10 protein-coding genes are annotated in these 14097 nt (G+C 71.9%); 7 read left to right on the top strand and 3 right to left on the bottom strand.

From position 1 onward, the window contains the following. Positions 1-600 precede the first annotated feature (600 nt). From AMIR_RS26325 to AMIR_RS26305, 5 genes are all read left to right on the top strand, one after another. Positions 601-1362 (top strand): DeoR/GlpR family DNA-binding transcription regulator, encoded by a 762-nt coding sequence (locus AMIR_RS26325; RefSeq protein WP_015804016.1) that lies wholly within the window; start codon positions 601-603, stop codon positions 1360-1362. A gap of 81 nt (positions 1363-1443) precedes the next feature. Next, positions 1444-2787 carry an ABC transporter substrate-binding protein gene (locus tag AMIR_RS26320; protein WP_015804015.1) on the top strand — a complete coding sequence of 448 codons (1344 nt, stop codon included), beginning with the start codon at positions 1444-1446 and terminating at the stop codon, positions 2785-2787. 34 nt (positions 2788-2821) lie between these two features. Beyond that, entirely contained in the window at positions 2822-3706 is an 885-nt protein-coding gene (locus AMIR_RS26315; RefSeq protein WP_015804014.1) for a carbohydrate ABC transporter permease, read from the top strand. 5 nt (positions 3707-3711) lie between these two features. Next, entirely contained in the window at positions 3712-4506 is a 795-nt protein-coding gene (locus AMIR_RS26310) for a carbohydrate ABC transporter permease (protein ID WP_084799269.1), read from the top strand. Next, the gene (locus AMIR_RS26305; RefSeq protein WP_015804012.1) at positions 4503-5492 is read left to right on the top strand and encodes a zinc-dependent alcohol dehydrogenase family protein; all 990 of its coding nucleotides are present in this window, start codon (positions 4503-4505) and stop codon (positions 5490-5492) included. Before AMIR_RS26310 ends, AMIR_RS26305 begins: the two co-directional genes overlap by 4 nt. Positions 5493-5658: 166 nt before the next feature. On the opposite strand, the gene AMIR_RS36245 is transcribed toward AMIR_RS26305, so the two are convergent. The 3 genes from AMIR_RS36245 to AMIR_RS26290 all read right to left on the bottom strand — a co-directional run bounded on the left by AMIR_RS36245 (position 5659) and on the right by AMIR_RS26290 (position 11905). Continuing rightward, a complete protein-coding gene (locus tag AMIR_RS36245; protein ID WP_015804011.1) occupies positions 5659-6378 on the bottom strand; it encodes an LPXTG cell wall anchor domain-containing protein in 720 nt (239 codons plus the stop codon). A gap of 610 nt (positions 6379-6988) precedes the next feature. After that, positions 6989-10450, bottom strand: coding sequence for a TM0106 family RecB-like putative nuclease (locus AMIR_RS26295; protein WP_015804010.1), 3462 nt, complete (start codon positions 10448-10450; stop codon positions 6989-6991). Between the two features lie 87 nt (positions 10451-10537). Further along, positions 10538-11905, bottom strand: coding sequence for an SDR family NAD(P)-dependent oxidoreductase (locus AMIR_RS26290; protein ID WP_049797188.1), 1368 nt, complete (start codon positions 11903-11905; stop codon positions 10538-10540). 170 nt (positions 11906-12075) lie between these two features. On the opposite strand from AMIR_RS26290, the gene AMIR_RS26285 reads away from it, so the two are divergent. Beyond that, positions 12076-13299: a hypothetical protein gene (locus tag AMIR_RS26285; protein ID WP_041837037.1), complete on the top strand. Its 1224-nt coding sequence runs from the start codon at positions 12076-12078 to the stop codon at positions 13297-13299. Further along, positions 13296-14054, top strand: coding sequence for a hypothetical protein (locus AMIR_RS26280; RefSeq protein WP_015804007.1), 759 nt, complete (start codon positions 13296-13298; stop codon positions 14052-14054). The genes AMIR_RS26285 and AMIR_RS26280 overlap by 4 nt, the downstream gene beginning before the upstream one ends. Positions 14055-14097: the final 43 nt, after the last annotated feature.

Here is a 14097-nt window from a genome sequence, read left to right as displayed (position 1 = left end):
GAACGTCTGGACCACTGACGCCCCACCCACCCGCCGAGCGCCACCCTGCGTGACCAAAACCCGGCCCAGCCACCTCTCTTACCCATCTGCACCACCCCCGCAAACCCGGAATTCCTTCTGAACCGATTCGGGCACATTCACCCCCCGCCCTGCCCGATCTCCACCCCGCCCTGCCCGCCTCCCCGCCCGCGAGGCCCAATCCCACCTGCCCGATGCCCGACCAAACCGCCCGCCCCCACCCCCGACGCACCCCCGTTCCCACCCTCGGTCCACCCTCCGAGACCAATCCGTGACCGAGCGGGCAGCTGTCCTGCGCCGGGGCCGGGACCTCCGGCCCGCTCGGAGTGCGACCAACGCCCATGTCCACCGCCCGAACGGGTGGGTGTTCCCGAACGGGCCACGGTCGGGCACTATTACCCCACCGAACGGGCAGGGTTAATCGATTTTCTGTGCGTTCGGGTACGACAACCGGACCCAACTCGGGCGAACTTCACTTCCCTGTGACGGTGGCCACCCCCTACGGAGGGTGTTACACCTTTAGGGCGGCCCGAACGGGCAGCTGCATGGTCCGAGTGGGCAATCCAACGGGGGAGGTGTCCAGTGCGCGCTGACGAGCGCAAGAGGCGCATCCTGGCTCGCGCCCGCGCCGACGGCCGGGTCGACGTCGCGGAGATCGCGGCCGAGCTGGAGGTCGCGCAGGAGACCGTGCGCCGGGACCTGCGCCTGCTCGACGAGCACGGGCTGGTCCGCCGGACCCACGGCGGCGCCTTCCCGGTCGAGAGCGCGGGCTACGAGACGGGCCTGAAGTTCCGCTCCGCCTCGATGGTCCCGGAGAAGCGCCGCATCGCCCAGCTCGCCGCCGAGCGGCTGGGGGACGCGGAGACCGTGTTCGTCGACGAGGGCTACACCCCCCAGCTCGTCGCGGAGGCGCTGCCGACCGGCAGGCCCCTCACGGTCATCACGGCGTCGCTGCCCACGGCGGCGGCGCTCTCGGAGTCGCCCACCATCACCGTGCTGCTCCTGGGCGGCCGGGTACGTGGCCGCACCATGGCCACGGTGGACCACTGGGCGACCAGGATGCTCTCGGAGATGGTCATCGACCTCGCCTACATCGGGGCCAACGGCATCTCCCGCGAGCACGGGCTCACCACCCCCGACCCCGCGGTCGGGGCGGTGAAGTCGCAAGCGCTGGCAGCCGCCCGCCGCCGCATCTTCGTCGGTGTCCACACGAAGTTCGGCGTGGCGAGCTTCCACAGGTTCGGCGCAGTGGCCGACCTGGAGGCGATCGTGACCGACTCGGTGCTCCCCTCGGGTGAGGCGCACCGGTACGCCCTGCTGGGCCCCAAGGTCGTCAGGGCCTAGCCGAAACACAAAACCGCCACCGAACCCGGCCCCGCCCGAAGGGGGCCCCGGTTCAGCACGCCCTCAGGAAGGCAAGAGACGATGAAGTCACTCCGATACGGCGGACTCGCCGCAGCCGTGCTCATGGCCACCGCTGCCTGTGCAGGCGCGGGCGGCGGCGGTGGCGGGAACGAGAACTCGATCAACGTTCTCATGGTCAACAACCCGCAGATGGAAGACCTCCAGAAGCTCACCGCGGACAACTTCACCAAGGACACGGGCATCACGGTGAACTTCACCGTCCTGCCCGAGAACGACGTCCGCGACAAGATCAGCCAGGACTTCTCCAGCCAGGCCGGGCAGTACGACGTCGCCACGATCTCCAACTACGAGACGCCGATCTACGCCAAGAACAACTGGCTGACCCCGCTCGACGAGTACGTCGCCAAGGACTCCGGCTTCGCCCAGGACGACGTCCTGGAGTCGGTGCGCCAGTCCCTGACCGCCGCCGACGGCAAGGTCTACGCCCAGCCGTTCTACGGCGAGTCCTCGTTCCTGATGTACCGCAAGGACATCATGGACGCCAAGGGCATCACCATGCCGGAGAAGCCCACCTGGCAGCAGGTCGCCGACATCGCCGCCCAGGTCGACGGCGCCGAGCCCGGCATGAAGGGCATCTGCCTGCGCGGCCAGCCCGGCTGGGGCCAGCTGATGGCGCCGCTCACCACGGTCGTCAACACCTTCGGCGGCACCTGGTTCACGAAGGACTGGCAGGCCCAGGTGAACTCCCCGGAGTTCAAGGAGGCCACCGACTTCTACGTCAACCTGGTCCGCGACCACGGTGAGAACGGCGCCCCGCAGGCCGGCTTCGCCGAGTGCCTGAACAACATGACCCAGGGCAAGGTCGCCATGTGGTACGACGCGACCTCCGCCGCCGGCCTCCTCGAGGGCGCCGACTCGCCGGTGAAGGGCAAGCTCGGCTTCGCCCAGGCCCCCGTGGTCAAGACCGACAGCTCGGGCTGGCTCTACACCTGGGCGTTCGGCATCCAGAAGGCCAGCAAGAAGGCCGACAACGCCTGGAAGTTCATCTCCTGGGCCTCCGGCAAGGGCTACGAGGAGCTGGCGGGCAAGTCCCTCGGCTGGTCGCGCGTCCCGGACGGCAAGCGCTCCTCCACCTACGCGCGCCCCGAGTACCTCGAGGCCAGCGGCACGTTCGCCAAGCAGGTCGAGGCCGCCATCTCCGGCACCAAGCCGACCGACCCCGGCGTGCAGCCCCGCCCGGCCCCCGGCATCCAGTTCGTCGGCATCCCGGAGTTCACCGACCTGGGCACCCAGGTCTCCCAGAAGATCAGCGCCGCGATCGCCGGCTCCACCACCGTCGAGCAGGCCCTGACCGAGAGCCAGGCCCTGGCCGAGACCGTGGCCGAGAAGAACCGGGGCAAGTGACCATGACGAACCCCGTCCCCACCGGGAGGGTGTCGTGAAGGGGGCGGCGCGCTGGGCACGACGCGCGCCGCTCCTCCCCGCCCTCATCTTCACCATCGTGGTGACCCAGCTGCCGTTCGTCGCCACGCTGGGCATCTCGCTGATGGAGTGGAACTCACTCGACCCCGAGAACCGGGGCTTCGCGGGCCTGGACAACTACGTCGCCGTGTTCACCGACTCGGGCCTGCGCTCCTCGGTGTGGACGACGATCGTCCTGACGGTCACCGTCGTGCTCGTCAGCCTGATCCTCGGACTGGGACTCGCGCTCCTGCTGGACCGCAAGTTCTTCGGCCGCGGCGCCGTGCGCACCATGCTCATCGCGCCGTTCCTGGTCGTCCCCGTCGCCGCGGCCCTGCTGTGGAAGCACGCGCTCTACAACCCGGACTACGGCCTGTTCAACGGCCTGCTGAAGATGGTGTTCGGCGAGGACGGCCCGCACGTCGAGTGGATCAGCGACATGCCGCTGGTCGCGGTCGAGGCCGCGCTGATCTGGCAGTGGACCCCGTTCATGATGCTGATCCTGCTCGCGGGCCTGCAGTCCCGCCCGCCGGACGCGGTCGAGGCCGCGCACATCGACGGCGCCAGCTCGTTCCAGATCTTCCGCTACCTGACCCTGCCGCACCTGCGGCAGTACCTGGAGCTGGGCGGCCTGCTCGGGTCGATCTACATCGTGCAGAACTTCGACGCGGTGTTCACGATCACCTCGGGCGGCCTGGGCACGGCGAACCTGCCGTACTCGGTCTACCAGACCTTCTTCCAGGCGCACGACTACGGCCGGGCGTCCGCCGCGGGCGTGGTCGTCGTGGTCGGGTCGATCATCATCGCGACGTTCGCGCTGCGCGTCGTCTCGTCGCTGCTGCGTGAGGAGGCTCGCTCGTGAAGAAGATGATGTTGGGCCTGCTCGCCTGGGTCTGCGGCCTGATCTTCGTGGCGCCCGTCGCCTGGATGGTGCTCACCTCGTTCCACAGCGAGACGGACGCGGCGACCAGCACCCCGTCGTTCTTCGCCCCGCTGACGCTGGACGGCTACAACACCTTCTTCGACACCAACCCGTGGCCGCCGCTGATGAACTCGCTCAGCGCCTCGGTGGGGTCGACGCTCCTGGTGCTGCTGCTGGCCGTCCCTGCCGCGTACGCCCTCTCGATCAAGAAGGTCGAGAAGTGGTCGGACGTGCTGTTCTTCTTCCTCACCACCAAGATGCTGCCGGTCGTCGCGGGCCTGCTGCCGATCTACCTGGTCGCGCAGTACACCGGGATGCTCGACAACATCTCGTTCCTGGTCGTCCTCTACACCTCGATGAACCTGCCGATCGCGGTCTGGCTGATGCGCTCCTTCCTCGCCGAGGTGCCCAAGGAGATCATGGAAGCCGCCGCGCTGGACGGCGCCGGGCTCGCGGTCACCATCCGCCGCGTCGTCGCCCCGGTCGCCATGCCCGGCATCGCCGCCACCTCGCTGATCTGCTTCATCTTCAGCTGGAACGAGCTGCTGTTCGCGCGAGTGCTGACCGGCGTCGTCGCCGGCACCGCGCCGGTGTACCTGACCGGGTTCGTCACCAGCCAGGGCTACTTCCTGGCCAAGGTCTGCGCCGCCGCCGTCGTGGTGTCGCTGCCGGTGCTCGTCGCCGGGTTCGCCGCCCAGGACAAGCTCGTCCAGGGCCTTTCTTTGGGAGCGGTCAAGTGAAAGCAGCCGTGATCACCGGGGTCGGCTCGGTGGAGGTCACCGAGGTCCCCGACCCCACACCGGGCCCCCGCGAGGTCGTGGTGGACGTCGCCGCGTGCGGGCTGTGCGGCACCGACCTGCACATCCTGCAGGGCGAGTTCGCGCCGACCCTGCCGGTCGTGCCGGGCCACGAGTTCTCCGGCGTCATCGCCGAGGTCGGCTCCGACGTCACCGAGCTCAAGGTCGGCGACCGGGTGGCGGTCGACCCGTCGCTGTACTGCTTCGAGTGCCGCATGTGCCGCCTGGGCAAGAACAACCTGTGCGAGCGCTGGAACGCCATCGGCGTCACCCGCTCCGGCGGCGCCGCCGAGTTCGCGGTCGCCCCGGTCTCGAACTGCGTGAAGCTGCCCGACTCCGTCCGCACCGAGGACGCCGCGCTCATCGAGCCGCTGTCCTGCGCGGTGCGCGGCTACGACGTGCTGCGCTCCCAGATGGCCAGCCGGGTCCTCATCTACGGCTCCGGCACCATGGGCCTGATGATGCTCCAGCTGGGCAAGCTCACCGGCGCCTCCAGCATCGAGGTCGTCGACCTCAACCCGGAGCGCCTGGCCACCGCCCACAAGCTCGGCGTCACCGCCACCGCGGCGTCCGCCGACGAGCTGGACCGCCCGCAGGGCTGGGACGTCGTCATCGACGCCACCGGCAACGCCAAGGCCATCCAGGACGGCCTCGGCCGGGTCGCCAAGGGCGGCACGTTCCTGCAGTTCGGCGTCTCCGACTACGCGACGCGGGTGACCATCGACCCGTACCGCATCTACAACCAGGAGATCACCATCACCGGCTCGATGGCGGTGCTGCACTCGTTCGAGCGCGCGGCCGACCTGTTCGCCACCGGTGTGCTCGACCCCGAGGTCTTCATCAGCCACCGCGAGCCGCTGTCGAGCTACGCGTCGGCGCTGGAGATGTTCAAGAACGGCCAGGGCCGCAAGATCCAGGTCCTGCCGTAGGTCCTGCCGGCTCCCCGCGCCGGGGGCCGACGGCCGCAGGGGAGGCCCGCACCGGGGCCTCCCCAGGGCGGTGGAACACGACGAAGGGCGGACACCCCGTGGGGGTGGCCGCCCTTCAGCCGTTCCGACGCCGTCCCAGGCGTCGGGGTGGGTCAGCGAGCCGTGCTCAGCCGTTGTTGGCCGCACCGCGCTTGCGCATGAAGAACAGCACGCCACCGCCCGCGGCGAGCAGCGCGGCGCCGATGCCCAGCGGCACGGCGACGCTGGCGCCGGTGTTGGCCAGGCCCTCGGTGTCCTCGGTGACCGGGACGACCTCGGCCGAGGTGGTCGTGGTCGGCGCGGGCGAGGTGGACTCGGTCACGCTCGGGAACGGCACCTCCTGCGAGGAGGGGACCGGGGCCGACTCGGTGACCGACGGCGCCGGGCTGCTGCTGGAGGTCGGCGACGGCGGGACGCTGTCCTCGGTCGGGGGCACCTCGGACTTGGGGGTCTCCGGCGTGGTGCTGGGCTTCTCGGGCTGCTTGCACAGCTCCTTGAGCGACTTCTCGGCCTTGAAGGAGTAGGTGCTCTTGCTGTTGTCGTCGCCCGCGACCAGCTCGACCTTGAAGGTCCGCGCCACGTCGCCGGGGACCTTGTACTCCTTGACGAAGTTGCCCTTGAAGGTGGTGTCCTCGAGGACGGTGCTGCCCTCGGTGACCTTCAGGGTGTTGTCGTACCGGGTGCTGTACTGGGTCAGCTTGAGGGTGAAGACGGCCTCACCCGTGGGAGCGCACTTCACGTCCAGGGAGCGGTTGTGCGCGGACGCGGGGAGCGCCATGAGCAAACCGGCGGCAACGACGGTCGCGGCAACGCCGATGGACTTGCCGGCGGTTCGTGCGAACTGCATGAAGACTCCTGATGGGGATTTGCGGAGACGCATCACCCTATACGCGTAGGGGTGGAGCGCGGTTCATATTAGGCGCTGATCCATTCGTGTGGAACCTCGGGTTCGGGTTACCGGAAACAACCGGCCCGGATTGCTCCGCTCGGCCGAACGCGCGGGTCAGCCGTTGTCCGGTCGTGTGGAATTCGTTACCTGAACCTGTAACGCGGCGGTGCGTAAATGGCATTGGCGGGCCCCGGTGAACCGGTCGGGGACCCCGTGGGGGCGGGCCGAAAAACGACTCTGGTACGTTGCCATGCCCGAAAAAAGGGGCAGACACGGTGCGTGACCACCGGGAACGGTGTGCAACCAAGTTGCAACCGACGGCCGAGCGCGTTCCGCCCTTTCCGATATCCGGATGCCGCCGGGCGAATCGGGAACGGCCCCACCGCATTGTTGATCACCCTCCGTAAATAGGGGGTGTCTTTCCGGTGTCACGAAGAGGGCCGCGCCCCGCGAAAGCGGGACGCGGCCGTACCGGTGCCCGTGCCGACGTTCCAGGTCAAGGGCCTCGGGAACCTGCGGAAACAGTCTCACCGACCGCCGGGAACACCCACCGGCGCAGCCCCGCGGTTCACCCCGCCGCCGCGCCCCCGGCAACCGGAGAATTGTTCCAATTCCGCGCCTCGCCGAGCAGCCCGATCATCCCGGAAACGAGCCGCAGCTGTTCGACGCCCCGGATGTCCGCCTCCACCAGCCGGGGCGAGCACACCACCACCGCGAGCGCCTGGGCCCGAGACAGCGCCACGTTGACCCGGTTGCGCGAGAGCAGGAAGTCCAGCCCGCGCGGCAGGTCCACCGCCGACGACGACGTCATGGTGCTGATCACCACCGGCGCCTCCTGCCCCTGGAACCGGTCCACCGTCCCGACCCGCACCTCGCCGAACCCGCGCCGCTCCAGCTCCCGCTTCACCAGCCGCACCTGCAGGTTGTAGGGGGCGACCACGAGCACGTCCGAGCACTCCAGGGGCCGCCTGTCATCCCCGTCCACCCACTCGCGCCCGACGATCGCCGCGACCAGCTCGCCGACCGCCGCCGCCTCCTCGTCCGACTTGGTCGTGTTGTGCCGGTGGTCGACCTCCCGCACGTACAGCCCTGGCGCGATCCCGACCACCCGCCGCCCGCCCGCGCTCTCGTGCGCGTGCAGCAGCCCCGCGTACGACAGGTTCGACACCGGCAGGCACACCGACGGGTGCATCCGCCGCGTCTGCGCCAGGAAGTAGCCCAGCTCCGGCGGCATCACGTCCGCGTCGCCGATGACGTGCCCGAGCGCCGACGCGTCCGCGCCCGCCGGGTGCGTGCCCTGCACGACCTGCGGCAGCTGCTGCGGATCGCCCAGCAGCACCAGGTTCCTGGCGGCCGTGGACACCGCGAGCGCGTCGGCGAGCGCGAACTGCCCGGCCTCGTCCACGATCAGCACGTCGAACGGCTGCTCCCGCATGGCCGCGTTGGAGAACGTCCACGCCGTGCCGCCGACCAGGTGCCCGCCGCCCTGGTCCTCGCGCCAGCGCAGCAGCGCCGGGTTGTTCTTCGTCTGCTCCCACAGGCAGTCCTTCACCGGCTGCCCCTTGGGGTTCTTCGCGGCCGGGATCGGCACCCCCAGCTCCCGCCCGGCCTTGATGGCGGCGGTCAGCACGTTCTCCACGGCCTTGTGGCTGTTGGACGTCACCCCGACGCTGCGCCCGCCCGCGATCAGGTGCGCGATCAACCGCCCCGCCAGGTACGTCTTGCCCGCCCCCGGCGGCCCCTGCACGGCCAGCACCGACCCGGCCAGCGCGTCCACCGCCCCGATCACGTCCGCGATCACGTCCCCCGACCGCGGCAGCGAGCCCGCCCGCAACCGGGGCGCGAGCCGCCGCGCCAGGTCCACCCCCGGATGCGCGGGCAGCTCGGGCAGGTGCTCGACCACCAGCCGCGCCAGCTCGTACACCGCCTCGTCCTTGGGCGCGGGCCGCACCGGCGACCCCGGCAGCACCGCCACCGGGTTCCCGCCGCCCGCCTCGTCGGGGGAGGCGCTCTCCAGCAGCACCACCTCGTCGGCGGACTCGAACAGCACCTCGGCGTCGCGGGTCTCGCTGTCCGGCGTGCCGGGGTAGAGCAGCCGCACCTTCTCGCCCTTGCTGAACGGGTGCGGCCGGTCCGGGTCGCAGCGCACCCGCACCTCCCGCTTGGCCTTCTTCACCCGGCCCGCGGGCTGCACCCAGTCGTCCGCCCGCACCGACACCGCGACCGCGCACGAGCTGTCCGACTCCAGCTCCGACAGCGGGGCCGCGAGCTGCCGGAAGAAGTCCCACCACGCCGGGTTCGTCTCCCGCCGGTGGTACCCGACCGCCGCCGCCAGCAGCGCCCGCGCCCGCTCGTCGTCGGTGAAGTCGGCCGGGTTGTCCGGCAGGCCCTCGATCAGCGGGTCCACCACGGCGGCGATCCGCTCCGCCCGCTCGGCCCGCCGCTGCTGGGCGATCTCGTCCTCGATCTCCTCGTACAGCGACTGCTCGGCCGTGCGCGGCTCGATCCCGGCCTCCTCCCGCACCTGGAGGAGGAACCGGTACAGCCGCAGCGTGGACACGCAGTCGTAGGTGTTGTACTCGGCGATCCCGTCCAGCACCTCCTCCGCGCGCCCGGTGTCGCCCATCGACGTCAGCACCAGGTACTCCTCGTACGCCTCGATGCTGGACACCGCGTTCTTGACGTCCCCCGAGCGGGCCTCGGGCATGTAGAGCGGTTCCAGGTACTTGATCGAGTACGACCGCTGCGACACCCGCAGCGCCTTGCGCACCACCGCGTACAGGTCCACCAGCGCGTTCGACCGCAGCAGGTGGTCGACCTCCTCCTCGCGCGTGCCGTGCAGCGCCGCGAGCCGCTTGAGCGCGCTCACCTCGTAGGGCGCGTAGTGGTAGACGTGCGCGTCGGGGTGCTCGGCCAGCCGCGAGGTCGCCAGGTCGACCAGGCGCTCGAACGCGGCCTTCTCCTGCGGCCGGGTGTGCGCCCAGAACGGGGTGAACACCTCCTCGTGGGTGACCATGCCGAACAGGTACTCCAGGCCCTCGCCCGCGAGCGCGTACGGGTCGCCCTCCATGTCGAAGAACAGATCGCCGGGGCTGGGCTGGGGGAGCGAGGCGAGCGCGTCCGGCACCACGACCTCGTAGGCGACCTTGCCGACGGGGTTGTCGCGGGTGCGCGAGGTGTCCTGGATGACCTGCAGCGCGGCCTGCGCGCGCAACCCGGCGAACGTCCCCTGCGACATGGTCGTCGGGCGCTCGGTGTTGGTGGCGTTCGCGAGCGCGTCGATGGTGTCCAGCCCGGCGGAGGCGAGCTTGCGCCGCTGGTCGGTCCGGATGCCCGCCACCAGCGACAGGTCGCGGGAGCGCTCGCGCCCGTCGGCGCAGTGCGCGGAGAACCGGCAGGTGGCGCACGCGGGCCGCTCGTCGTCCCACAGCCGCGCCGGGAGCGCGGGCGGCGCGGCGACGGTGGCGCGCAGCCGGGCCCGCAGGTCGGCGACGATCGGCAGGAAGTCGGAGACCCGGAACGTCCTGGTGGTGTTGTCCCCGAGCAGCAGGTGCGCCTTCGGGCCCGCCTGGTCGCCGAGCGCCGCCGAGTACGCGGTCAGCTGCACGACCGCCGCGGGCGTGGGGTGCCGGGCGAGCTTCGCGTCGTGCGGCTCGTACCCGTCCTCGGTCAGCACGAGGAAGTCGGCCCGCCCGTGGAAGTCCCCGTCGTAGAAGACCCCCTGGTAGATCACCGGGACCCGGCGCGCGATCGCGTCCCAGGTCAGCGCGGCGGCCTCCACCAGCGCCTCGTGCACCGGGGCCGGCTGCGGCACCTCGAAGACCTCGCCCGCGGCCAGGAACCGCTCCAGCACGGCCTTCTCGTGCGCGAGCCCGTGCCGCGCCGCGAGCAGGTCCTGCGGGGGAGCGGGCTGCGGGGCGTCGGGCACGCCCTTGGTCAGCGCGGTGGTCAGCCGGGAGCGGTGCTCGCACTCCAGCAGGTCGACCAAGTCACCCGGTGAGTGGACGTACCTGCCGTTGGCGCTGAACATGCACCGCAGTATCTCCACCCGGCTGACCCGATCGGTGGAGGGGGCACGGCGTTTTGCCCACCGGCCCCCGCCGACCCGACCGGTCCGTCACCACGAATAGGGGCCGTAGTCCTTCAGGAAGCACCCGTACAGGTCCTCGCCCGCCTCGCCGCGCACCACCGGGTCGTACACCCGAGCGGCCCCGTCGACCAGGTCCAGCGGCGCGTGGAAACCCTCCTCGGCCATGCGCAGCTTCGTGAAGTGCGGACGCTCGTCGGTGATCCACCCGGTGTCCACCGAGGTCATCAGGATGCCGTCCTCGAACACGTCCGCCGCGCTGGTGCGCGTCAGCATGTTCAGCGCCGCCTTGGCCATGTTCGTGTGCGGGTGCCCGGCGCCCTTGTACCCGCGCCCGAACACCCCCTCCATGGCCGACACGTTCACCACGTACTTGCGCCGCGCCTGCGACGCGGCCATGGCCGGGCGCAGCCGCGACACCAGGATGAAGGGCGCGGTGCTGTTGCACAGCTGCACCTCCAGCAGCTCGACGGGGTCGACCTCGCCCACCGTCTGCACCCAGCTGTTGCTCTCCGCGACGTCCGGCACCAGGCCGCCCGCGTCGATCAGCGACGACCCGGCCACCAGCGCCAGCGCCGTCACGTCCACCCCGGCGCCACCCGGCAGCCCGCCGGTCAGCGCGGGCGGGTGCGCGGCCGAGCTGTGCCCGAAGCTCACCAGCTCCGGCAGCGGCCCGGACGGCAGCGGGTCGGACTCGGCCGCGACCAGCGGCGCGTACGCCCCCGGCGAGCGCCGCACGGTCTGCGCCGCGTTGTTGATCAGGATGTCCAGCGGTCCGGCCGCCGCCACCGAGTCGGCCAGCGCCACCACCTGCGCCGGGTCGCGCAGGTCGATCCCGACCACGCGCAGCCGGTGCAGCCAGTCCCCGCTGTCGGGCATCGACGCGAAGCGCCGCACCGCGTCGTGCGGGAACCGCGTGGTGATCGTGGTGTGCGCGCCGTCCCGCAGCAGCCGCAGCGCGATGTACATGCCGATCTTGGCCCGCCCGCCGGTGAGCAGCGCCCGCCGCCCCGTCAGGTCGGTCCTGGCGTCCCGCTTCGCCCGGTTCAGCGCCGCGCACTTCGGGCAGAGCTGGTGGTAGAAGGCGTCCACCCGGGTGTACCGCTGCTTGCAGATGTAGCACGGCCGGGCCTTGCGGAAGGTCCCCGCCGACTCGCCCGGATCGGGCTCGCGCAGCAGGATGCCCGCGGTCTCGTCGTCGATCCGCGTGGGCGACCCGGTGGCGGTGGCCGCGATCACCGAGTTGTCGGCGTCCAGCACCTCCTGCCGCCGGGCCGTCTTCCGGTTCTTGCGCACCTGCTTGTAGATGCGGGAGGTGGCGCGCCGGAGCGCGATCGTGTCCGGGTGCTCGGGCGGCAGGTCGTCGACCTGCGCCAGCACCCGCAGCGCGATCTCCATCTCCGCCGGGTCGATGCCGGGCACTGCTGCTGGTTCCACCGGCGGTACTTCGGCAGGGGAGTCCCCGGCCTGCGCCTGTTCGGACGTGCTCATCGCCGTGGAACTCTACCTGGGGAGAAATTGCCCCCTGACGGGTGAATTTCGCAGTCGCCCCCGCTAGGGTCCCCGGCATGTCTCCTGCGGCTGGCGGTCCCAGGGTGCGGCGGTTGGCCCACCCGGACGCCGACATCAGGGCCCGAGCGCTCGGACTCCCACGGGGACGTCCGGTCGTCGCGCTGCTCGGCAGCCCCGAACCCCTAGATCCCGAGCTGTCCGCCACCGTCCTGCCGGTGCTGCGGACCGTCCTGTCCGAAGCCCGCCGAGCGGGCGCCGTGGTCCTCACCACCGGCGCCGACCTGGGCGTGGCGCACCTCACCGGCCTGGCGTCCGAGGCGCTCGACGGAGCCGGGCCGAGGCTGGTGGGCATCGCCCCCGGCCGCCTGGTCGCGGCCGACGACGCCGAACCGCGCCCCGGCGAGCTGCCCCTGAACCAGCGCCACGACACGGCCGTCCTGGTCCCCGGCTCCCGCTGGGGCGACGAGGTCCCGGCGCTGCTGCGCGTGGTCGACGCGGTCGCCCGCAAGCGGCCCGCCCTGGTGGTCCTGCTCGGCGGCGACGAGGGCGCCCGCGCGGCGCTGGTCGAGCACCTGGGCCACGACCGCCCCCTGCTGCTGCTCGCGGGCACCGGCGGGCTGGCCGACGAGCTGGTGTCCGGCGCGCTCGCCGACGAGGACATCGGCGTGCTCGCCCGAGCGGGCCAGGTCGCCGTCGTGCACGTGGACGAGGGCCCGGAGCGGGTGCTCGCGGTGCTGCGCGGCGTGCTCGGCTCCAAGGCGGGCACCCCGCTGCGCGCCGACGTGCCCACGCTCGCCCTGTGGCCCCGGTTGCGCTTCCGCGCCCCCGACGCGCGCCCCGTCGTCGACCCCGGCTTCGTGCTCGACTACCCCCTGCTGGCCGACGCGATCCACGAGGCGAACGAGGTCATCGCGCCCGCGCTGCACGAGTGCGAGGTGGAGTCGCTGCGGGCGCGCGAGCGCGGCAGGCTGCTGGCCTCGGCGGCGATCCTCGCCGGTTTCGCGACCACCTCGTTCGCCGCGCTCCAGGTGTGGCTGCGGGACGTGCCGTGGCCGGGCGTGCTCGTCGCGGTGGCGGGCGCGGCGGCGGCCGTGCTGGCCGTGGTCTCGCGCGGCGCGGACGACGTCGAGTTCCGCTCGCGCGCCGAGCTGCTGCGGGCGCTGTACTTCGACCACCTGTCCACGCCCCCGCCGAAGAACGAGGCGGAGCGGGAGGAGCGGGTGCGCGCGCTGGTCACGGCCGTCGCGCGGCACCGCCACGAGCCGGTGGGCGCGGCGTGAGCGGCGACGGCATCACCGACCGCCTCGGCGGCGGCGACCAGGCGAGGAAGAAGGGCAGGCCGCTCCGCGGCGCCCCGACCGGGAGGCTGCGCGACGAGGACGTGCCGGACCCGACGGCCCGCGTGGCGCTCGAGCCGCAGGGCGAACCGGACGACGCGACCAGGGCGGTCCCGGTGGACGGCGTCCGGGGCAGGCACGCCGCCCGCGCCGCGACGCCGGGCGCCCCGGACCCCGACGAGAAGCCCGCCCGCGCCCCGCGCAAACCGGCGAAGCCCCGCGTGGCCAAGCAGCCGAACCCCGCCCTGCTCACCCCGCCCCCGAGGCGCACCCCGCTGGTCACCGGCCCGGTGTCGGCGGCGGACCACCGGGAGCAGTTCCTGCGCGCCTACCTCAGGCACCGGGTGGGCGAACGCCTGGCCCGCCTGGAGGCGGCGAAGGCGGCGTACACGAGGGCGAGGCGCTGGACGACCACGGCGTCCGTCCTCCTGTTCACCGGCGCGGCGGCCTTGGGCGCCCTGGCCGTGGCAACCCCGGACCACCGCTCCCCGCTGGCGTTCCTGGCGACGGTGGCGGCGGCCCTGGCGACGTCGGTGACGGTCTACGAGTCCGCTTTCGGCTTCCGCGCGAAGGCCCGCCGCTCGGCCAGCGGAGCGGCCCTGCTCCACCTGCTGCAGGCGCACGGCGCCCCGACCGGCGACCACGGCGTGGCGGCGTTCCGCGCCGAGGTGGAGAGCGTGCTCAGGCACGCTGACTAGGACGGGAGCTGCGTGCCGCCCGCCCTCCAGAGGGGGTTCCTTC

The sequence above is a fragment of the Actinosynnema mirum DSM 43827 genome (genome assembly GCF_000023245.1).
Classification (GTDB): Bacteria; Actinomycetota; Actinomycetes; order Mycobacteriales; family Pseudonocardiaceae; genus Actinosynnema; species Actinosynnema mirum.
Note: the sequence above shows the minus strand (reverse complement) of the source record. Positions and strands in the feature narration are given on the sequence as shown.